10 protein-coding genes and 12 pseudogenes are annotated in these 21,094 nt (G+C 72.7%); 7 read left to right on the top strand and 15 right to left on the bottom strand.

What is annotated here, in order from left to right; genetic code table 11:
- Positions 1 to 1,360: 1,360 nt before the first annotated feature.
- A partial coding sequence (locus FF86_RS34215; RefSeq protein WP_206778926.1) for a hypothetical protein occupies positions 1,361 to 1,546 on the top strand: 186 nt, incomplete at its 5' end.
- A gap of 84 nt (positions 1,547 to 1,630) precedes the next feature.
- A complete protein-coding gene (locus tag FF86_RS34210; RefSeq protein ID WP_157866943.1) occupies positions 1,631 to 1,792 on the top strand; it encodes a hypothetical protein in 162 nt (53 codons plus the stop codon).
- 2,287 nt (positions 1,793 to 4,079) lie between these two features.
- On the opposite strand, the gene FF86_RS46795 is transcribed toward FF86_RS34210, so the two are convergent.
- The 3 genes from FF86_RS46795 to FF86_RS11950 form a co-directional block, all read right to left on the bottom strand.
- A partial coding sequence (locus tag FF86_RS46795; RefSeq protein WP_304438136.1) for an FtsK/SpoIIIE domain-containing protein occupies positions 4,080 to 5,467 on the bottom strand: 1,388 nt, incomplete at its 3' end.
- 578 nt (positions 5,468 to 6,045) lie between these two features.
- A complete protein-coding gene (locus FF86_RS11970; RefSeq protein ID WP_044884586.1) occupies positions 6,046 to 6,273 on the bottom strand; it encodes a hypothetical protein in 228 nt (75 codons plus the stop codon).
- 1,859 nt (positions 6,274 to 8,132) lie between these two features.
- Positions 8,133 to 8,642, bottom strand: coding sequence for a hypothetical protein (locus tag FF86_RS11950; protein ID WP_199865360.1), 510 nt, complete (start codon positions 8,640 to 8,642; stop codon positions 8,133 to 8,135).
- A 170-nt stretch (positions 8,643 to 8,812) separates the two neighbouring features.
- Between FF86_RS11950 and FF86_RS11945 the strand changes: the two are divergent.
- Positions 8,813 to 8,962 (top strand): annotated as a pseudogene (locus tag FF86_RS11945) (AlpA family phage regulatory protein); the annotation flags it as partial.
- A 1,635-nt stretch (positions 8,963 to 10,597) separates the two neighbouring features.
- A complete protein-coding gene (locus tag FF86_RS64070) occupies positions 10,598 to 10,978 on the top strand; it encodes a PASTA domain-containing protein (RefSeq protein ID WP_313954323.1) in 381 nt (126 codons plus the stop codon).
- A 653-nt stretch (positions 10,979 to 11,631) separates the two neighbouring features.
- Here FF86_RS64070 and FF86_RS11930 read toward each other — a convergent pair.
- From FF86_RS11930 to FF86_RS46755, 11 genes and pseudogenes are all read right to left on the bottom strand, one after another.
- The gene (locus FF86_RS11930; protein WP_044884657.1) at positions 11,632 to 12,075 is read right to left on the bottom strand and encodes a hypothetical protein; all 444 of its coding nucleotides are present in this window, start codon (positions 12,073 to 12,075) and stop codon (positions 11,632 to 11,634) included.
- Between the two features lie 215 nt (positions 12,076 to 12,290).
- Positions 12,291 to 12,803 carry a TadE/TadG family type IV pilus assembly protein gene (locus FF86_RS62210; RefSeq protein WP_370657228.1) on the bottom strand — a complete coding sequence of 171 codons (513 nt, stop codon included), beginning with the start codon at positions 12,801 to 12,803 and terminating at the stop codon, positions 12,291 to 12,293.
- 43 nt (positions 12,804 to 12,846) lie between these two features.
- Complete coding sequence (locus tag FF86_RS11920; RefSeq protein ID WP_044884594.1) at positions 12,847 to 13,089, bottom strand: hypothetical protein; 243 nt, start codon at positions 13,087 to 13,089, stop codon at positions 12,847 to 12,849.
- A 53-nt stretch (positions 13,090 to 13,142) separates the two neighbouring features.
- Positions 13,143 to 13,306: pseudogene (locus FF86_RS46785) on the bottom strand (pilus assembly protein TadB); the annotation flags it as partial.
- 1 nt (position 13,307) lies between these two features.
- Positions 13,308 to 13,624, bottom strand: a pseudogene (locus FF86_RS46780) (type II secretion system F family protein); the annotation flags it as partial.
- 1 nt (position 13,625) lies between these two features.
- Positions 13,626 to 14,093 (bottom strand): annotated as a pseudogene (locus tag FF86_RS46775) (pilus assembly protein TadB); the annotation flags it as partial.
- Between the two features lie 182 nt (positions 14,094 to 14,275).
- Positions 14,276 to 15,130: pseudogene (locus FF86_RS11910) on the bottom strand (type II secretion system F family protein); the annotation flags it as partial.
- Positions 15,130 to 15,765: pseudogene (locus tag FF86_RS46770) on the bottom strand (ATPase, T2SS/T4P/T4SS family); the annotation flags it as partial. The pseudogenes FF86_RS46770 and FF86_RS11910, both read right to left, overlap by 1 nt.
- A gap of 1 nt (position 15,766) precedes the next feature.
- Positions 15,767 to 15,984, bottom strand: a pseudogene (locus tag FF86_RS46765) (ATPase, T2SS/T4P/T4SS family); the annotation flags it as partial.
- Position 15,985: 1 nt separating this feature from the next.
- A pseudogene (locus FF86_RS46760) lies at positions 15,986 to 16,192 on the bottom strand (CpaF family protein); the annotation flags it as partial.
- Between the two features lies 1 nt (position 16,193).
- Positions 16,194 to 16,437, bottom strand: a pseudogene (locus tag FF86_RS46755) (CpaF family protein); the annotation flags it as partial.
- Positions 16,438 to 17,030: 593 nt separating this feature from the next.
- On the opposite strand from FF86_RS46755, the pseudogene FF86_RS46750 reads away from it, so the two are divergent.
- From FF86_RS46750 to FF86_RS11900, 3 genes and pseudogenes are all read left to right on the top strand, one after another.
- Positions 17,031 to 17,240 (top strand): annotated as a pseudogene (locus tag FF86_RS46750) (PAS domain-containing protein); the annotation flags it as partial.
- 1 nt (position 17,241) lies between these two features.
- Positions 17,242 to 17,585 (top strand): annotated as a pseudogene (locus FF86_RS46745) (histidine kinase); the annotation flags it as partial.
- A gap of 291 nt (positions 17,586 to 17,876) precedes the next feature.
- Positions 17,877 to 18,638 (top strand): PAS domain-containing protein, encoded by a 762-nt coding sequence (locus FF86_RS11900; RefSeq protein ID WP_313954322.1) that lies wholly within the window; start codon positions 17,877 to 17,879, stop codon positions 18,636 to 18,638.
- A gap of 1,221 nt (positions 18,639 to 19,859) precedes the next feature.
- Here FF86_RS11900 and FF86_RS46740 read toward each other — a convergent pair.
- A pseudogene (locus FF86_RS46740) lies at positions 19,860 to 20,741 on the bottom strand (hypothetical protein); the annotation flags it as partial.
- Between the last annotated feature and the right edge of the window lie 353 nt (positions 20,742 to 21,094).

The raw sequence follows: 21,094 nt of genomic DNA, 5'->3' as shown, positions 1-21,094 counted from the left end.
GCCGGGCCGTAACGCTGCCGCCAGTAGGCGATGCTCGAGCGCAGCGCCGCCACCGACAGGATCAGCACCGGGTCACCGACCTCGGCGGCATACCGGCCGGCGAGGCCGGCGAACCGGCGCGCCGAGCGCATGTCGTCGGTGTTGAACGCCAACCGGCCGAGGAAGTAGGTGAACTGGCCACCCAGCAGCGTGATCCGCGGCCGAGATTCGGGGGCGACCGGGCCGCCGAGGATCGTCGTGATCTGCCTCCAGCGGGCGCCGACCTCGGGCAGCAGAGACGCATGCGGTGCGGAGCCGTAGACCCGGGCGATCTCGTCCGCGTCGGCCTCCAACTCGTCGAGCGTCGCCGCGGTGACCGCCTTGTCCATTGCCGTCTGTGTCGATGCCGCCAGCGCGGACAGGGCGGCCAGCTCCACGAATTCCCGCCGGTCCGTGGCCGTCTCCTCTCTCAGGATCCCCTCTGCCACTGTGGGGGCGAGAGACGGTCCGCGTCCACGATCCAAGTTGATCTCGTTGGCGGTGTGCTCCATCATCGCCTCGCGCCACAGCGCGAGCAGACGGCCGGCCGCGCCCAACTCCCGGTCGAGCCCGTCGACGACGTGCGGTGACGGCAGCAGTTTCGGGCTCCCGTGCTGCTCACCGCGGACAGCGGCGGAGACGACCATCCGGTTGACGCCGATCTTCTTCGCGAGCTGGGTGCGGTTCGTCCCGCGCTCGCCGATCAGCTTCCCCAGCTCGGCGACAAAAGCGGCACGAGCAGGTGCCATGGCCATTTCCCCGTCCTGCATCTCGGCGCGAGAGGGCTTCCTCTCGCGCGAGAGATTCTCGCAGTCTGTACCAGATCTGTCGCGCGTTGTGTCATATCCACACCGGCAGCCGGCCACGACGGGAGGAGACAGGATATGGACTCCCTGCCCCTTCCCCNGCCGGCCGGGACCGCGGGACGGGACGGCGGGGCCGCTCCTCCTCATGTCGTCCCACCCGGGCAGGGACACGGCGGGACAGCGCCGTCGCGCCGTGAGCTGCTCCCCGCCCGGGCCCCAGCCCCGGAACGGCCGGGAGACGGCACCACCGTCGTCCCGATCGTCTATGGGGTGCTCGTCGTCTGGACCAGCGGGGACACCGAGGTGCATGCCGGCTGGTCCACCGTGGCGGAGGCGGAGGTGCACTCCGCGCGGCTGCGCGGCCTCGCGCACTCCGCGGTGATCCCGATCCATCTGATCAACCGGGCCGCCGGCCCCTAGATCAGCCCGGCGTGTTCCCCCCGAGCGCGCCGGGCATCTGACGCTGCCCTACCCGCGGCCCGCGACGTGCCGGACTGGACTCCCGCGCCGCGGGACCACCGTGGGTAGGGCAGCCNCCATCTACCAGCGAAAGGCCGCGCTCTGTGCCCATTGCCGCGCTGCTTGCCACCGCCGCCGAACTGCCCGCCCCGGTCGACAACCTGTTCGTCGTCGAGCTTCACCACGCCGATGCCCTCAACCTCACCAGCGCGCAGGCCGAGGGGCTGCGGGTGCTCTGCCGCTCCTACGCCGACCAGCGCTAGGCCGCCGACGTCGAACGTGCCGCCCGCGCCGCCGACCCCGACAGCCTGTCCGCTCTCGATTTGGCGATCACCGAGTACATCCGGGTGACCCGTAGCGTTCTCGGCCTGTGGACCTCTCTGTTCCAGGAGGGCTACACGCTGCTCGACGGCGAGCAGCGGCGCGAGGCGGTGCGGATCCGCCGCGGCCAGGCGGCCGACGCGTTCGCCGGGGTCACAGGCGCCGCGGGCGAACCTGCGGCCATTTGACCTGCCCGCCCATGAGCCTCCCCACCACACGGGAGCCCCTGCCTGAAACCAGGGACGGAAGGAGAACCATGTCCACCACCCTTGCCCTGCCCCGACTCGGCCGGGACCTGATCCCGCAGAAGCTCTACACGCGACTCGTCGCCCGCCTCGAAGCCGACCATCCGGAGGTCGGCGACGNCGCCGGTCGGATCATCGACCAGGCCCTGGCGTTCCTCGCCGCGTGCGGCCCGACGCTCGACCGCGGTCTGCGTCCATCCCGCGCCGTTGACCTGGGCTGGCATACCTTCCTGCTGTTCACCAAGGACTACGCGCTGTTCTGCCGAAAGGTCGCCGGCACGTTCATCCACCATGCCCCCGACGACAGGCCCGTCAGCGCCGGTGCTTGCGCCCCCGAACCGGAGGGATGCCAGGCCGGCGGGGACCTCAGCGGGCATCCCGGATCGATGCGGATCGCGCGGACGGTGCGGGCGATCGAACGTCTCGGCTACCAGCTTGAACCCGACCTGTGGGCGACCGCGGCCGACTGCGCCGACGATGGAAACTGCTCGGCGAGCGGTAAGGACGGCGACGAGAACCAGGGCAGCCGTATCCCCAAGTAACGGACCATGGAGCCATATCAATGATCGAATGGGACGATCTGNCGGGCGAGGCGCGGGCCGCGATCATCGAACAGACCGGTCCGGTGACCTCCACCGCGGATGTGGGCGGAGGGGACGGCTGCGACGTCGCCGCGGTCGTGACCACCCCGGCAGTCAGGATGTTCGTCAAGGGCGTCCACGGCGGTGGGGTGCGGGCCAGGCGTCTGCGCGCCGAGTACACCAACGGTCGGCTTGCCCCGGGGATCGCGCCGACACCGCGGTTCGTCGTTGACATCGACGACTGGCTGTTCGTCGGATTCGACCACGCCGCCGGACGGTCGGCTGACCTGCGCCCTGGGTCGGCCGACCTGCCGGCGGTCGCCGCGGCCGTGGACGCCATCGCGGCGCTTCCCGCGGGTGAGCTGCGTCCGCTTGAGCTCCGATGGTCCGGGGCGGACTGGTGGGACGAGATCCGGGCGCTGCCCGCGGGCACACTCGACGGCTGGAACGCGGCCGCGGCGGCACCCCTCGCCGCCGCGGCACCGCGGCTGGTCGCCGGAGACCGGCTCACCCACACCGACCTGCACGGCGGGCAGTTTCTCCTCGACGGCCCGCTGGTACGGGTCGTCGACTGGGCGCGGCCCGCCGCCGCCGCGTGCTGGGTCGACGCGGCGTTCCTGGTGATTCGACTCGTCGGGGCCGGCCACGAACCGGCGGACGCCGAACGATGGGCCGCCAGGCTCGACTGCTGGACGGTCGCCCCAGACACCCTGACCGCCTTCGCCTGCTACGTCGCCGGGTTGTGGACACTGCGCGCCACCCAGACAGGGGGCTCGGCAGCCGCCTGGCGCGCCCGGTCGGCCCGCCGGTACGCGGCCACCCGGCAGGGACGCTGATTGGGGGTTGCCGTTGCCGGGAGTGCATTGACCCGGACGGCACACCCCGCAGAACAGGTCAGCAGCGGGCCCGGCAGACGGCTCGGCCGTGGCGGACGGTGAGAGGGCGCCCGTACTGGCCGCATCTCTCGCAGGTGGGCATAGGCGCGCGGGTCGGTGTTCCGCAGGGCGTCAGGCCCTTGCCGTCGGTCACGTCCCGCAGCCGGTCGCGGGCCTGGTCGCGGTCGGCGCGCGCCCAGGTCCGTCTCGCGGACCTCGCCGGGCCGGCGGCGATCCAGTCGATTAGGCCCATCAGTACTCGCCGTCGGTCTCGGAGGGCATCAGCATGGTGCCGTGGGGGCCGTGNTGTCCGGGGTGGTGCACCCAGGCGCCGGTGTNGTGGCGTAGGGGTCGGGTCGGGCCGCCGGGGTGGCCGCAGGCCGCGCAGTGCTCGGGCGGGGTCGTGCCGGCCGCCGGCATCTGACGATCGGTCCGGGTACGTCGCAGTGGCATCGCGTCTTCCCTTCGCCTGCCCGCCAGGTCGGTCCTGACGGGGTGGTTGAGGGCAGGCCCGGGACCCCTCTACTGCCGCTACCGTGCAGGTCAGAGGGGTCTACCGGGGCCGCTACTGGGGTAGAGGGCCCCGTCTACGGGGCGGGTGTGGAGCCGAGCGGGGTAGCGGGGGGTTCGCTGGCGGCGCGGGTAGACGGGGCCCCGTCTACCGGCCGTGCNGCGAGCGCCTCGGGTGGGATCGCGCCTTCGAGGTCGCGCAGCAGCCAGCCGGCCCGGTTCTCCCCATCGATCTTGACTTGCTTCATGCTCCGCACGACGCCNGCGTCCTCCAGCTCGGAGGCGAGGCGGGTGCCGTCCCATTCGCCGTAGGTGTCTTCGTCGATGTTGACCAGGGCGGACAGGAGATCCTCGGTCCACATACGGGAGCGGCGGCCGAACGCCTCCAGCACGTCGGCGATGACGGTAGGAATCACGAACCGGACGCTCGCGGCAGCTGAGGCAAGATCGCCGCAGGCTTCCCCGGTCAGCGTGCCCTCGGCGAGACGTAGCTCCCGGCCGCGCTGGCACACGGCCTCGAAGTCCGGGTTCTCGAGCAGGTCGGCCTTCACCACGACGAACGACGCCGGGCCGGTGACCAGCACGCCGACGCCCTTGTGATGCTCCGACTCGGAAAGGATCGACGCGTCCGCGCCGGCGCGGGCCTTCCCGTCCCCGAGCACCATGTCCGACGACGTCTTGTCGGTGACCTGCGTGCAGTACCGGTAGGTGACGATCTCCCGCAGCTTCGTCGGGACGCTCTTCGCGTCCGGCCGCTGCGACGCGTACACCGGCATGATTCCCGCGGCCGGGCCGCGCCGCGCGATCCGGGCGAGCTTCCCGATGATCCGCTGACGGTCCTTCTCGTCTTCGACGGCCTCGAAGTACTCCTGCAACTCGTCGATCACCAGCGGGATCAGCGGCAGCCGGTAGCGGCGCATGATCTCCGGGGTGAGTTTCCCCTGCGGGCAGACCGACGCGGGCAGGCTCGCGAGCAACGCGAACCGCCGCGACATCTCCGAGATCAGCTCGTCGAGCATCGCCTCGAAGGCGGTCAGGTCGTCCGGGTCGGCGCCGGAGACGTAGCGGTGGGCGACGCCGGCGACGGCGCGGAAGTCGGCGCCGCCCTTGCCGTCGGCGAGCCAGAGCTGACACCACGGGTCCAGGACGGCGGCGGCGACGAGGAGCCGCATGGAGAACGTCTTGCCGCGTCTGGGCAGCCCACCGAAGAACGCGGACTGCCACAGCAGCAGGACGTCGATGCGGTTCCCGCGGGCGTCCCGACCGAACGGCACCGGCTTCCAGAAGTCGAACCGGTCGAGGTCGATGAGCTGGGAGCGGATCGGGGTGCCAAGGTAGGGGTCGTCGTCGGCGACCCACAGGGACAGCCGCCGGCCGTGGCCGCCTTCGTGGGCGCGGACCCGGCTCAGGATGAGCTGGATCTCGTCGACGCCGAGTTCGGCGGCGAGCACGTCGAGCTTGGCGATCGCGTGGGCGGCGGTCTTCCCCGCCCCGCGGGGCAGGTCCAGGACGGTCTCCCAGCCGCGGCCGTGCCGGTCCCGCACGATCGGCGCGCACAGCACCAGCGTCGTGCCCGGCTTGAGTAGCCCGGCGGCGCGGAACGCCGCGTTGAGATGCTCCGGGGCCAGATCCGCCCGCGGGTCCGGCTCCATCCCGCCCACGGCCAGTACACCACCCGGGGCCCGGCGCCGCCCGGCGAGGCCGGCCGCGCCCGCCCCGACGGCGACGCTCAGCACGGGCAGCCAGTCGCCGACCATCACCGCGCCCAGCGCCTCAGCGAGACTGCTGCCGCCGAACACCCCACCGCTGATGATCCACCGGGCTTTGCGGTGCTCACGGACGACGAAGATCTCCTTGCCGAGCCGGCCGGCGGGGTCGCGGAGCTCGACGGCCAGATCCTCCGCGCGCACCCACATCCACCACCAGCGCCCGAGCTGCCACGAGCCCCGCGCCACCGCCGCCGGGGTCCGCCACGTCGAGCGCACCGCCAGCCGGCCGGCGACCAGCCCGGCACGCCGAGCACGGGCCCGGGCGACCGCACGGTCGGTCATCCACACCGGTAGCCGCAGCGGATCGTCGAGCCGTAGCGGCACCGCCGGGCGGGCCGCCACCGGACCGGCCGCGGGCAGCACCTCGCCCACGACAGGCCCGGCTTCCACCATCGGCTCGGCCGCCCAGGGCCCGGTGACGACCGTGCCCCCGTGCGCCGCAGGCGCCTCGTCGAGCTCGGTCACCGGCCCTCACCACCGGGCGGGAGCACGACGACCGACGCTGCCAGCGGCCGGACCCCGGCCGCGCCGGACACCGCGGCCTCGAACCGTTCCGCCGCGTCGACGACCGCGAGCACGACCAGACCGGCCGCACGGACCGCCAGTACGACCACGGCCAGGACGACGAGCCCGGTCGCCACCCACCAGGGCAGCGCGCGCAGGTCCGCGCGGATTCCCCCGCCGGTCACTGGGCACCGCCGTCGGCCTGCTCGGCGTTGACCTTGTCGCGGAGCCGGCGGGCGGTCACCGCGCCGACGCCGAGCCGCTCCCGCAGCTCCTCCGCGGTCACCGGGCGGCCCTTACGGCGGGCGTAGCGCCGGGCGGCGGCGAGCGCCTCGTCAGCGGTCAGCTTCCGCCGCGCCTGCGGGTTCACCCGGCGTCCACCCGTCTTCGTCGCCGGCGGATCGGACGGCGGCGGGTCCGCGAGCGCCACCCCACCCGACCGGCCCACCGAGTCGGCCGACTCCCCGTCGGAAACCTGCTGGTCGAGCTCGGTAGTCGGGTGCGCGGGAGTCGGGTCGGTCAGGTCCGTTCCGGCCGGCTCGACGACACCCTCAGGGAGGGCGCTGGCGAGCAGCACGGACAGGCCGGCATCCCAGCCGTCCACCGGGTCGACGGGCAGTCCGGGAGCGACCGCCGGGGCCAGGCCGCGGCGGCGCGTCCCGTAGACGCCGGTCTGGTAGACGAGACGGACCGTGCCGTCGGGGGACAGCTCGACCACCGCGCGGCGCACCGCCGCCCGCCGCGCCCGCGCCAACCGCCGCTCGACTAGCCGGCCATGCCGAGCCGCCGTCCGCTCGGCGCGCGAGCGCGGCGGCGAGGCGACGGCGAGCTGATGGGCGACGATGCCCGCCACCGACACCGCGGCCATCACCACGCCGGCGAGCGGGCCGTGAGTCGACCAGCCGTGCGCCAGGTTCAGCGCCGCGCCGGTCGCCGCGAAGACGATGACGCCGACCGCGAGCCAGCGCACCGGCCGGTCCGGGTGCCGCCGCCGGGACGCCTGCACCGCGCCGGCGAACGCCCACGCGCCCAGCTCGGTCAACGCGGGCAGCAGGACGCCGGTCACGGCCCCGTAGATCCGCAGCCCGTAGACGGCCATCGCAGGGACCGCCATCGCCGCGCAGAGCACCGCCAAGGCGTAGATGAGCACCTCGACGGTGTGCACGGCGAGCCAGCCGGCTGCCGCCTGCCGGGCCGCACTCCGCCGCGCCCGCCGGCGAGACATGGCCGCATCCCGCGCGGCCCGCTGCTTCTCGGCTCGCTCGTCGGCTTGGGCCAGCGCCACGGCCTGCCGTGCGGCAGCCGCATCCAGGTCGAGCCGGTTCTGCTCGCGGGCCGCCATCCGGTCGGCCAACCGCTGCGTCGCCCAGCCGCTCACTNGGCACCCCCGGCGCNCTGGTCGAGCTCGTGCCAGCGGGCCCGGCCGGCACGGACGTGCGCGACCAGCCAGCGGACCGCCGCCGCGGCCAGCTCGACGTCGTTCGTGTCAATCGCGTCGACCAGGACCTCCGCGTAGATCGAGCCGTACGCCGTCTGCACCTGGAGCTGCTCGGCCNTCATCGCCCGCGCGAACGTCCGATCGGCGAACCCCTGAACAACGTCGTCGGGGAGCAGGTCGGTAAGCGGGATCGTCTTCGCGGTCATCGGGCCTCCTCCGTGCTGGTCGCCGTGCTCCCGAGCAGAGGGCGCACGGCGGCGTCGAAGGTCAGCAGGGCGTCCGCGTAGCCGTCGGACTGCCAGTCGAAGTCCTGCCGCTCGTCGTCGAGCAGCGTCGGGTCGTCCGCCTTCGCCCGCAGGGCCAGGAGGCCATCGGCCAGCGCCTGCGGGCGCCCCTCGAAGACGTCGGGGATGACGTCGCGGGCCTGGCACATGCCGAGCGCGCGCTGCCAGGCTTCGCGCTGCTCGGCCGGCGACCGAGTCGGGTCGAAGCGGCCCGCGCCCTCGGCGTTGATGCGCTCTTGCAAGGTCATGGCGGCGCGGGCCAGCGGATACCGGCTCCCCACGTCGATCAGGTCGGGATGGTNGGCGAACAGGTCGGTGGGGCTCACGCGGCCACCGCCAGCATCGGCTCGGCCACGGCGATGGTGACCCGCAGGGTTGGCGCGACGTCCCGCATCGGGACCTCGCCGAGACCGGCGCGGGTGTAGTCGGCGCGGATCTGCTCCAGGTCCGGGGTGGTCTTCGCCGACGGCACCCGCTCGACCATCCACCGGCCGTACAGGCCGTCGGGAAGCCGGTCGAGGAGCTTGCGGGCCTTGCGCTTGCCGCGGTCACCGGCGCGGGCAGCCTCACCGGCCAGGTCGAACGCGACCGCCGCCGCGTCGATCACCTCCAGCGGGGGCAGCTCGTCGACGGCGAACAGCTTCGGTGCGGCCGCCAGCGTCGGCTCGGCCACCACCGGGGCGGGGACGGCGGCCGGGGCCAACTCGACGGCCGGGGGGAGCGCGGCCGGGCCGAGGCGGTCCAGCACGCGGACCGCCACCGCGACGACCAGGCGGCGGGCCGTGCGAGCGAACCGCTCACGGGCGCGCGGAGGCATGACAAGGTGGGGCACAGCGGGTCTCCTGTTCTGGCAGGTGGTCCGTCAGGCCCTGGCTCGGAGCTCCTACCTCCTGGCCGGGGCCGCTCAAGTGGCACGTTACTAGAGAAGTAGTCTAGCATGCAACCCGCATACTGGCGACTCGCCTACTAGACTTGGCGCCCATGACAAAGGANCTTCGGCTCATGGCAGCAGCGGAGATCGCGCAGGCTCTCGGTCTGGGCTCCGCGCGGATCTACCAGATCATGAAGTCCGATCCGACGTTCCCCGAGCCGATCGCGACCTTGCGGGTCGGCAAGATCTGGCTCGCCACCGACATCGAGGAGTGGATGCGANGCACCGGCCGCACACCCACCAGGCCCACAGCCGATTCCGGCTGATCGACAGCACGGGGCGTGCCGGCTGAAGACCCACGGTCTCAGCGCACATGAAGCGGGCCGACCAGGAGTTCGCACCTCCTGACCGGCCCTTGATCAGTAACCCTTTCCTCAGAAGGGCACCGACCTGTGTCCCATCATGCCCGCGGCAGCCTGCCTGAAGGCGGCCAGACCACCGACGTCACCACCCCACTTGCCCGCTGGGGCTCCTCATGAGCTGGGGATGGGTCGCCGCCGCCTTCGACATACTCCCCGGCGATCTCCCCCCGGCCGAGCGAACCGTCGTGCTCGCTCTCGCCGAGAACGCCCGCCGCGGCTCGCGCCGCGCATCCCCCGGACTACCGAAGCTCCTTGCCCGCTCCGGACTGAAGAGCCGTAGCCAACTCGCCGCCGTACTCGGCCGGCTCGCCGGGCGTGGACTGATCCGACAGGTCGAGCGCGCCCGGCGCGGCCACGTCGCCGTCTACGAACTCCTGTTCGACGAGGTCCGGTTCGACGTGGACACCGAGATGGGTCCGGTGGACCGGACGCAACCACCTGCGGAGCAACCAACCGCCGTCGCCGTTGCGTCCGCCTCGCCGGACGCAACTCACCAAGAACCCGCGGGGATTGGGTTCGGCACACCGGACGCAGACACGGAAGTTACCGATGAGTTGCGTCCGGNCGGCCCCCGAATTGCGTCCGGTGGACCGGACCCCTCCCTGGCAAGCTCCCTGGAAGTACAAGCAGCAGCAGCGGAGCCCACCGACGACGAACCGGGGAGCGATCTTCAAGGAGGCTCGAAGATCGCTTCGAGCGTTCACGGTGAGCACCAGGCCACCGAGGAGCTGAGCGGCGCCGTCGAGGTGAACCCGTACGCCGACCTCGCCGGCCGCCTGGCCCACGACGAGCAGCTCCCCGCCTCCTGGCAGCCGGACATCGCCGCTGCCCTCGCCCGCGGCTGCACCCCCGAGCAGATCACCGCCGCCTACCAAGCACCGGTCACCGGCACGGTCCGCAGTTCCATCGCGGTCCGCCGACGGCGTATCCGCGACCTCCACCCCGAACCCGCCACCCTGGCCACTTCGGCGCCGTCGGTGTTCGTCCCCCCGAACCTGCACCAGATGTGCCGCAGGCACACCCAGCCGGCGCCATGCCCGGTCTGCGCCGACCTCGAAGCCGACGACGGCGGCGCACCGGCCACGCCGGCCCGCGTCGCACTGCAGACCCGCGCCGACGGCGTGCTCGCGGCCCACGCTCGGCCGCTGTCCACCCTGGACGGCATCGCCGAGCTACGCGCCAGACTCCCGCGACCCCATCAACGCACCGTCAACCATCGAACGCCTTGAGCGTCCGCTCCAGGGCTGATCGCTAGCATGCGCCCTCGGACGTACGAAACGGGGGAATCGCACTATGAGTTATGGCTATGACGACCGGGGCTATCCGCCCAACGATCGTGCCGGCTGGCGTGATCCGCGCTACGACTATCCGCCACCGGCCCGCGATCAGTATGCCGGCCACCGCCCGTCCACATNGCCCCCGCCGCCAGAGAAGAGGGGCCTTTCCCGCAACGCGAAGATCGGAATCGGCGCGGGCGTCGCGATCCTCCTCATCGTGATCGGCGTCGCCGCCGGCGGGGGAAACGGAACCTCTACCGCTCCGGCCGCGGCCGCCGCGGTGGACGCCAATTCTCCCGCAGCCACAGCACCCGCAGCCACAGCACCCGTAGGCTCCGCGCCGGCAGCAGCGGTCACTGCAGCTCCGGCCGTGCAGAAGGCCGTGCCGAACGTGGTCGGCCTGAACCATCAGACCGCCCAGGACACCCTCCAGGCGGCCGGCTTCTACAACCTGGCGGAAGAGGACGCGACCGGCCAGGGGCGGCTCCTGGTATTGGACCGGAACTGGCATGTCGTTTCCCAGCAACCCGCAGCCGGAACAGTTATCAGCACCGACGCGCAGGTGATGCTGCGGTCGAAGAAGTACACCGACCCGTGATCCCGACACGGACCAACAGCGGCCGGGCCCAAGACTGACCAGTGCGGTCCGGGCGCCGGCCTGACNGAATGCCCGGAACGCGAAGGGCCGGGTACGCTTCCGATCTTGCCGGAGCCGGCAAGATCGGGACAGTATCCCGATCTTCGCGGCGCCGCGAAGATCGGCTTGCCGGTGCCGGCAAAGTGATCAGGTGGACGGCGTATGCCGTGGATCGCCACAGCCGGGCCGGCGAAGGGTATCCACAGTGTGGACACCCTCGGCGCTCCACTGGAGCACCTGACCCAGGAGCGGGCGCGTTCGTACGCACTTTGTGCGTACGAACCTCAACCGGTCCCCTGTCCGTCCGGGGGCGGACGAAGTTGACCCCCGGTGGTCCACGGTCCGGATGGTGCTGGACGTTCAGCTCCGGCCGGAGGGCAGCACCGAGGCCCGACCCGCCGCCACTGATGGCGGGTCCGCCGTCGCAACCGAACGTGACGGCCGCTCAGACGTAACTGCGATGTCCGAGCGGGCGCCCGCACCACCGGCGGCGGACGCTGGCTGCCGGGTGCCGGCAGCCACGGACCAGGCCATGATCACGGTCCGCAAAAAGTCCGCATGATGTTGTAAAACCGCGTGATCCCGCGTAACCCCGTGAACGCACGAAACCCCTGCTAGGGCTGGGGATTCTGCCTATCGGCACGGAACTGATCAATCACCACGGTGAACTGGCCGTTGACGGTCACGTCGGTGATGCCGGCGAACAGGGCGCCGGTGCCGGGTAGGGCGACGACCGTCCGGACACAGATGACGAACGACGCGCCCGGTTCCAGGGTCTGCGCGCCATCGCCGGGATTGCCGGCGCCACAGTTCGCGCCGGCCGGGGCGAAATGGATCTGCGGCTGGCCGGACACGCCCTGATCCTGCAGGGAGAGGGCGGCGGCGAGGCGGGCCCGGTCGGCGCCCTGGGTCTCGCTGTCGGCGGTGGCGAAGGCGCGGCCGGCCTCGCGGGCCGCCTGGGTGACGCCGAACGCCGACTTCTGCACCGCGAACACGCACAGGAACAGGTACACGAACGGGACGAGCAACACGATGGACAGCCCGACGAACTCGATCATCGCCGAGCCGTCGTCCACCCCCCGTCCCTCACGGCGCACCCGGCCCGCGCCCGCGCGGGGTAGCCGATCCTTCCCCCACACCGCCCGGGCCCAGGCCGTCCGCGCTCGGACCGACCGGGCACGGAGCTTCTCCGGCCGTACCGCCTTTGCCGAGGCCGTCCGGGGCCGCGTCGTCCGGCCCCGGGCCGTCGAGGCGGTGCGCGACGGCCGGGGCGTCACGGCTGCTCCTTGACGGCATGGCCGGTGACAGTGATCGTCACGCCGTCGCCGAGGGGGACGAGGACGAGCGGGACGGCGACCTTGCAGGTGACCTGGACCAGCGGGGTGCCGCCGGGGCCCTCGACATCGGTGCCGGTGCAGACGGTGTCGGCGCGGCCGGGGATCGTCCGGGCGATGAGCGCCTGCGCGTAGGGGCCGCCGTCCGCGGCCGGGACGCCGAGGTTGGCGGCGTGCCGGGCGCCCTCCGCCGCGTCCGCCGCGAGCGTGTTGCGGATGTGCAGGATCAGGCCGACCTGCAGGATCCCGAGGAACAGGAACAGCAGCAACGTCCCCACCAGGATGAACTCGACGACGGCGGACCCCTCGTCGCCAGGCGAGTCCCCGTCGCCGAGCGGGACCCCGTCGCCGAGCGGGACCCCATCGCCGAGCGGGAACCCGTCGCCAGACGTGGGCCTGCCGCCCGCCGCGCTGTCCTCGCCCGTCGTGTCCTCGCCGTCGGGCCCGACCAGGCGTGTGCCCTCTCGCACGGCTGTGGCCGGCGTGGCCGGGAGGTCAGCCGCCGCCACCGCCGCCGACGCCCGACACCGAGTTGATGGCCGAGGTGAACAGGTTCTGCAACGCCGGCGTCGCCAGCGTGGCGATGGCGACGACGAGCGCCGCCGTCATCACCGTGATCATCACCCAGCCGGGGACGTCCCCCCGGTCGCGGCCGTCGCCGCCGACGCTGGTCGTGTGGATGGCCGACCGCCAGGCCAGCCACCTCGCCTTCAGGGTCTGCCCGATACGCCGTCCCATGTCTCCTCCATCACCGTCCGGTCCGAGCCCCGTGCCTTGAGCCCTGCGTCTGGTCATTGCGCGATCACCGTGAAGCTCACCAGGGCGGGGTAGAACGCGAAGATCACGGTCGTCGGCAGGACGAGGAAGACGACCGGGATCATCATCGCGATCTCCTTGCGGCCGCCGGCCTCCAGCAACTGGCGCTTGCCTGCCTCGCGGACGTCCATCGCCTGGGNGCGCAGGATGTCGGCCAGCGGCGTGCCGCGCTCGATCGCGACGGCCATGCCGTCGACGAACCGCGTCAGCGGCGCGAGCGCCGTGCGGGCGGCGATGCCCTCCAGGGCCTGCACGAGCGTGGCGCCGGAACGGGCGTCGGCGAGGGCCAGGCGCAGCTCGCGGCCCAACTCACCGTGCGTGAGGCGGCTGACCCGTTCGAGCGCGCCGATCGCGGACTCCCCCGCGGTCACCGCCAGCGCCAGCAACTCGGCGACCGTGGGGAACTCCAGCAGCATCCGGTCCTCGCGCTCGGTGATCGAGCGGGTCAGCCAGTACTNGCGGCCGACCACCCCGCCGGCGGCGCCGGCGACGACGAGGGCGACGCTCACCAGTGCCGGCGGGCCGATGCCGAGCAGGGCCCGCAGCGCCAGCAGGAACGCGCCGACCAGCGCGCCGCTGACCGCGCAGATCACCTGCTGGACCCGGAACTCCTCGATGCTGGTCCGCCCGCCCGCCTGGGTCAGCCGGCGCTGCAACGCCACCCGGCCGCCGAGAAAGCGATCGAGCCGGCCGGCGACGTCGGAGAGCAACGGCCGCACGAGCGCCTCGACGGCGGCGAAACCCGGACGAGTCGACGCCCGTGGCCGGTCGGCGAGCAGCCGGGACGGGGTGGGCGTGTCGCGCAGGTAGGGGTCGATCCGGTCGGCGAGCTGGATGCGCCGGGCCCGCGGCGACCGGTAGACGACGATGACCAGGCCGAGCCCGACGAGCAGGCCAAGCAGCGCCCCGGCGGCGACCATCGTCATGGCTGCATCCCCCGATCGGGCCCCGCCCCGAAGCCCCCAGGCCCGTCGAAGCCCCCTAGCGCGTCCAGGTCGGGAGCGGCGATCATCGGGCGGGCGCCCGCAGGATCGTCCGGGCGTGATCCGGAGCCACGCCCGGCGGTGGCGGTGGCGGTGGCCGCAGCCTGGGCGGCGGCGACCCCGCCGCGCAGCACCCGGCCCTCCTCGGGCAGCCGGCCGATCCGTTTCATCAGCAGGTAGGCGAGGGCCGACACGCCGCCGCCGACGACCAGCACCAGCACGCCGGTCGGGCTGTCGTACGCCTGCACGTTCTGGCCGCGGGTGGCCAGCAGGAGCAGCACGATCCAGGGGGCGGCGAGCGCGAGGCGGGCGGCGTTGACCGTCCAGCCCTGGCGGGTCTCCAGCTCGGCCCGGGTCCGCGCGTCCTCGCGCAGGAAGGTCGACAGGGTGCGCAGCAGGCGGCCGAGGTCGGTGCCGCCGACCTCTCGCGCCATCCGCAGCGACTCGATGATCCGGTCGGCGACCGGGTCGGCGAGCTCGTCGGCGAGCCGGTCCAGGCAGGTCGAGAACGATCCGGTGGCACTGTAGTCCTCGCCGAAACGGGTGAACGCCGGGCGTAGCTGCACCGGCCCGCGCACCCCGACGGCGGCCAGGCCCTCGGGCAGCGACATCCCGGCGCGCACGGCGCTGGCGAGGTTGTCGACGACGTCCGGCCACAGCTCCCGCAGGTCGTGGATCCGGCCGTGGCGGCGGCGGACGACCAGCGCCCGCGGCAGCAGGCTCGCGAAGACCGCGAACGCGCCGGCGAGCGACAGGGTCCCGGTGAACGCCAGCACGACGAGACCGACGAGCAGGCCGAGCGCAGCGCTGATCGCGACGAACTGGCGGGGGCTCAGGCCGCGGATGCCGGCCTGGGCGAGCAGCTCGGCGGTGGTGTGCTCCCAGCGCATCGTCGTCGGGCCGCGGGACTCGCGGGGCCGGCCGCTGGTAATGATCAGGAACAGGCCGAGCCCGCACAGCAGGCCGAGGAAGATGCCCATCAACGCTCCACGGCGATCTCGGGCCAGCCACCGCCAGGCCGGCGGTGGGGATGGTCGCGGTCCCCCTGCGCGAGCAGGGTGGGCAGGTCGTAGCCGGCGCGGGTGAAGCGGTCGACGTGCGGGGGAAAGCCGTCGGCGCGGACCAGGCCCTCGGCGCGGGAGCGGTAGATCTGGGCGATCTCCACGATGTCGCCCTCGGCCCGGCCGGGCAGCGCGACGATCTCGGTGACGCGCCGGCGACCCGAGACGTCCTTCTCCAGGTGGACGACGAGATCGACGCTGGCGGCCACGGTCGGCACGACGAAGGCGTGGCTGACGTTCTCCCCGGCGAGCAGCGGCAGCGTGCACAGCTTGGTGACCGCCTCGCGGGCCGAGTTGGCGTGCAGGCTGCACATCCCCGGCAGGCCCGAGTTCAGCGCGATGAGCAGGTCCAGCGCCTCCTCCTGGCGAACCTCGCCGACCACCAGGCGGTCCGGGCGCATCCGCAGCGCCTCCTTGACCAGCCGGCGCAGCCGGATCTCCCCGCTGCCCTCCAGGTTGGCCTGCCGGGTCTGCATCGCGACCCAGTCCGGCGCGCGCAGCTTCAGCTCGAAGACCTCCTCGCACGAGATCACCCGCTCGCGGGCGGGGATCGCNGAACCGAGGCAGTTGAGCAGCGTCGTCTTCCCGGCCTGGGTGCCACCGGCGACGATGATGTTGAGGCCGGAGACGACGGCGGCCTCCAGGAACGCGGCCGCCGCGGAGGTGATCGTGCCGAGCCCGACCAGCTCGTCGAGGCTGCCTGCGCTCAGCACGAACTTGCGGATGTTGATCGACCAGTGCACCCGGGTCACGTCGGGAATCACCACGTGCAGNCGGGAACCGTCGGGGAGCATGGCGTCGACGAAGGGGGTCGACAGGTCCACCCGCCGGCCGGACGATTTGAGCATCCGTTCGACCAGATCCTGCACCTGGTCAGCGGTGAGAATTGTCGTCGTCAGCTCGCTGCGACCGGCCCGCGCGACGAATACCCGACCCGGCTCGTTGATCCAGATCTCTTCGACGGTGGGATCGTCGAGATGGNGTTGCAACGGCCCGAAGCCGGCGACCGCGTCGTAGACCAGCCGAGCGGTGACATCCCGGTCGACGACGGGCGGAAGGTCGCTGACGAGAACGCGTTCCTCGTAGTCGGCGAGCACCTCCTGAACGAGCTGGCGGACCTGGGCCGGATCGCGCACGGGATCCAGGGAACGCCGCCGGACGAGCTCCCGGACCTCGTCCTCCACGAACGAGGTGGCGTCCAACCAACCGCCACGTGCCACCGCCACGAAAACCGCCGCTCCTCCAGCTCCGCCTCTTCCTCGGCCGGACAATTGCTACGAAGCGTAGGAAGAAGGTCACCGCTTATCAAGCCCCGACCATCAGGGCGGACGCAACAACGTTCGCACAACCCCCTCTGGGGGTGTGGGCCGGGTAGGACACAGGCAGGTCACGGTGTGCACAGCGTCCCACCTTGACCACCCATTTAGTTACTCTCCGCATCAAGAGTGCGGTCACGGATCGGGGGGCGACCATCGCGGCGCGCGTACATCCCGCGGGTCGGCAGTGCGCCGACCGCCCCGGAAACGCCCGCAGGATTTCGCCGCCGAATCGCCCCGGAGGCGGTAGCCTCGCGGCGGTCCCTAACCCGCTCATCCGTGAAGCCACAATCGCCTGCTGGGTCGACCGGTGGAGCCTCCCCCACCCTGCCGATCTCACCCGGTAAGCCACCAACGCCTGCCTCGGGGGTCCCTTCCGTGTCCGGTCAGCCATCGATCCACGGGCTCAGCAACCGCTTGCGAGAAGCCCGTCCGCCCACCGCGGCGACGCTGCCCAGGACCTGCCTGCGGNCCGCTACGCGCGGTTCGAAAGGGGCGACCCGATGAGTGGAAACCGAGATTTCCAGCCTTCGGACATGTTCGACAAGACCGCTTGGAAGATGTTCTGGCGAATTGTCGAAAATTGCCCGGTGGCGGTATTCGCCACCGACGCGATCGGTCGCCATCTCTTTGTGAACCGCCCGTGGTCCGAACTGACCGGACTTCCCCGCGACGAGGCGGTCGGCTGGGGATGGGACCGGGTCGTCCATCCCNACGACGTTGCCACCGTGGGCGACCACTGGCGGCGCCTGGTCACGCATGGCGACGGGTTCTCCGTGCAGATCCGGCTGGTGCTACCTGGCGGGGAGGCCCGGCGGGCGATCATCCAGACGGTGGCGACGTCCGCCGGCGACGGGCGGCGCCGCTTCGTCGGCACCCTCACGCCGGCCCCGGTGGGTGCGCCCACCGTCGGCGACGCCGCCAGCCGCGACACCCACGGCCTGGACGTCCCGGCGCACCCCGACAGCCACACTGGGTGGCTCACCGCCGACGACGCCGAACACGCCGCTGTGCCCGTCGAGTCCGAGGAGACGGCGCTGGATCTCACCCCCTTCGACNCGGACTTCTTCGACGAGCAGCTACTGGGTCACGAGCTGTTCGGCCAGGAGGATGTCGGACCGGAGGGGGTCCTGCCCGGCGGCCCCGATCGATCTGGCCTGTTCGACGGGCTGGGCGGGTACGACCCGTTCGACGACGCCGCCCGTGCCTTCCGCGAGTCCGCCGACGACCCGTTCCACTGGACCGATGCGCCGGCAGGCCCGGGCGAACCGGAAAGTCCGGACCACACCGCTGGAGCAAACCGGTCCGCGGACGGCCCGGCCGATCCCTCGCCGGATCTCGACGGCCCGGTGCTCGGTCATCCCGCTGGAACCGGGCACCCCCTGTCCGGGCCACCGGCGCGGTGGCCCGACGCGGACGACGCCGTGGCGAATCGGCGCTGGACGGTCCCGCTCCCCCGCCGGCCGATCCCCGGCGAGCCGACGCCCGGCCGGTCGGCCCCCCGTGAGATCCCGGAGGACCGATCCACGAGCTACCCTCGCGGCGCGCTCCCCCCCGGCGCCGAGTGGCGCGCCGCGGTCGTCCTGCACCGCAACGAGGAAGACGACCTGCATCCACGCCCAGCGCACGCCGACGGCGGGCACCCGGCCGAGGGCTGCGGCTGCCTGTTCGCCGAGGTGCGCCGGATCGAGGAGGCCTGCCGCGACCGGGAGCGTTGGCTGACGACCCTGCTCGCCGAGCTCGCGACCGCGGTCCTCATCGCCGATCGCGACGGCAGCGTCGTCGCCGTCAACCAGATGTACTGCGACCTGTTCGACCTGGCGGACTCGCCCGTCGACCTGGTTGGCACGGACTGCCGCCGCCATCTGCGGCCGCGGGCCGGGCTGGTCGACGACCCGTCCGGCTTCGCTGCCCGTCTGGACACCCTGCTGCGTCGGCGCCGGACGCTGCGCCGCGAGCCGGTCATGTTCGCCGACGGCCGCGTCTTCGAACGCAGCCACATCGCGCTGGCCGCGGCCGACGGCTACTGCGGCCACCTGTGGCTCTACAGCGACGTCACCGACCGCCGGATCCTCGAGGCCGAGATCGAGGGACTCATCTCCGGACTCTGAGCCACGGACCCGGGCGTCGCCGCGCCATGGCGACGCCCCGGGCCAGCTACGGGCGTGACACGCGCCCTAGTAGACGCCGCCGTAGTGGCGCACCTGGAGGTCCTGGGCCTGGCCCACCCAGTCGTCGGAGATGATCCGATCGCCGAAACCATCGAGCTTGTGGGCCAGCCGGTCGACGTCGGTGTCGCCCATCTCGGCGAGCTGGCTGAAGGTCGTGATGCCCAGCGCCCGCAGCCNTGATTCGATCACCGGGCCGATACCGACGATCTCCTTGAGGTTGTCGCCGCCGACGCCGCCCGGATCGAGCAGTCCGTTCCAGCGCGGCGCGGCCTCCTGGACGACCCGGCCGCCCGCGCCCTGCTCCCCCGTGGCGCCCGACCGCACGCCCGACGTGGTGACAGGGCTGCTGCCGGTCGGAGCCGGGATCCCCGCCACTGCCGCCGGTCGCTCCTTGGTGACGCCGGAGGTCCGGGCCCTCATTCCGGCCACGCCCAGCGTGCCCGAGCGAACCGGTTCGATCCCGCTCGCGGGCTCATCGGCACTCGGGGGCTCACCGGCACTCCCGGGCTCACCGGCACTCCCGGACTCGGCCGAGGCCGCCGCGAGGGCGGCGCCATCCGAATCCGGCCGCGCCGGCTCGTCGAGCCGCGCGGACTCCGCGCCCACCGCCAGCTCGTCCTGGAGTGCCGGCCCCGCGGCCCTCGCCGACGCGACGTCGGCGGCCGGCTCACCAGCGTTGGCGGGCTCGGCGACATCAGCCGACTCGGCAACATCAGCCGGCCCTGCAACGTCGACCGGCTCGACAACGTCGACCGGCTCGTCGACATCCACCGGCTCGGCGACCTGGGTCGGCTCGGCGACCTGGGTCGGCTCGGCGGCGAGGAGAGGAGCGGCGGCCCGGGCCGAGCTGACGGCGCGTGCCGAGGCCACGGCCTTCGCCGTACCGACGATCTCGGCGTATTCGACGGCGGCGGAGTACTCCACCCTGCGCCCGGCCGCGGAGGTCTCGGGGGTGGAGGCCGCAGCCGCGGAGGTGCCGGGGGTGGAGGTCGCAGCGGCGGAGGGGGCGGGCTCCGCTGCCGGGTCGGCGGCGGGAGCGGTCTCGGTGCCGCGACCGAGAGCGGACTCGGTCCGCTCGATCCGGCCGAGCAGGCTGACGCGCTCGGCCGCCCATTCGGCCTGATGCCGGTCGAGCCGGGTGGTCATGGTCGCGACGAGACNCTGGGCGTCCTCGGCCTCGGTGCGCGCCATCGCCAGCCGGGAGGAGAACTTCGCCGCCCGGCCCTCCGCCTCGACAAGCTGCTGGCGCAGCAGCTCGGCCTCGCGCGCGAGCTCCGCGACGGTGAGCCCGGTGTCCGCCGCGGTGGTGTCCGGGTCGGCCGGTGACGCGTCACCCGCCGCCCGCGCGCCGCCGGCGGCGCTCGTCACGGCCTCGACCCTGGCGCGCAGCGTGGCCTCGATCTCCTCGACCCGGGCGCTCGCCGTCATGGCGTGCCGCTCCGCGGCCCCGATCCGCTGCTCGGATTCGGCCGCTCGCTGTTCGGCCACGGCGAGGCGGGCGGTCAGGTCGGCCTTCTCCAGGGCGGCGTCGTCCCGCTGGCGGCGCAGCAGGGCGACGAGCTCGGCGACGGGTTCCCCGACGCGCACGGCGTTGATCGGCAACGGGATCGGCCCGGTGGTGGCGAGTTCCGCCCCCACCGTGTCGGGCCCGAAGGCACGGGAATCCGCGTCAGGCCCGAGCCGGTCGCCGGCGGCCACCGCGGGATCCAGGCGCTCGGCGGACTCGACAGGCTCCGGGAAACGCTCGGAGTCGCCCTCAAGCGCGATGTCGCCGCTGAGCTCCCCGGGGTGCGGCGGGAGCGCGAGTGCTGTCCCAGCAACATCGGCCGTCTGAGGGCCGGTCCCCCGGGCGTCGCTTCTCCGGGCGTCGGCCACGGCGTCGGGCGTCGGCTCGGCGCCGCCGACCCTGGGTTCCGGCTGGGCGTCGCGGGTCTGGCGCACCTGCCGGCGCAGCGGGGCGATGAGGAACACCCACGCAAGCGCGGCGCCGATGACCATCGCCACCAGCACATACGCCAGGATCTGCCCGGCGAGGTACAGCATCGGCTGCCAGCCTCCTTACGCGGTGGGTTACCAAGATCCATACCCGCCCGGGCCGGCATCCCGGCACGAAGGGTGTTGGGAGAAAAACGGACGATCGACGCCAACCGGGCAGGAACCCGACCGACACCTCACGGCCTGCCTACGCATTATTCGCAACACACGACAGCGGCCGTACCCCGGGGAGGCACAACCGTTGTCCATCTGGACCGGTTTGCGTGGAGAAAAGCCGGCCGCGGACGCCGATCGGCGAGGCAGACCGGTGTGATGGAGCCGGATGGCCACCGCAAACGCCGTCCGACGCCAACATTTCACGCCGGGTGAGCACCNGCCCGGACATCACACCCCAACGAACC

Source organism: Frankia sp. CpI1-P (assembly GCF_001421075.1).
Lineage (GTDB): Bacteria > Actinomycetota > Actinomycetes > Frankiales > Frankiaceae > Frankia > Frankia torreyi.
This window is presented reverse-complemented; position numbering and strand designations above follow the sequence as displayed.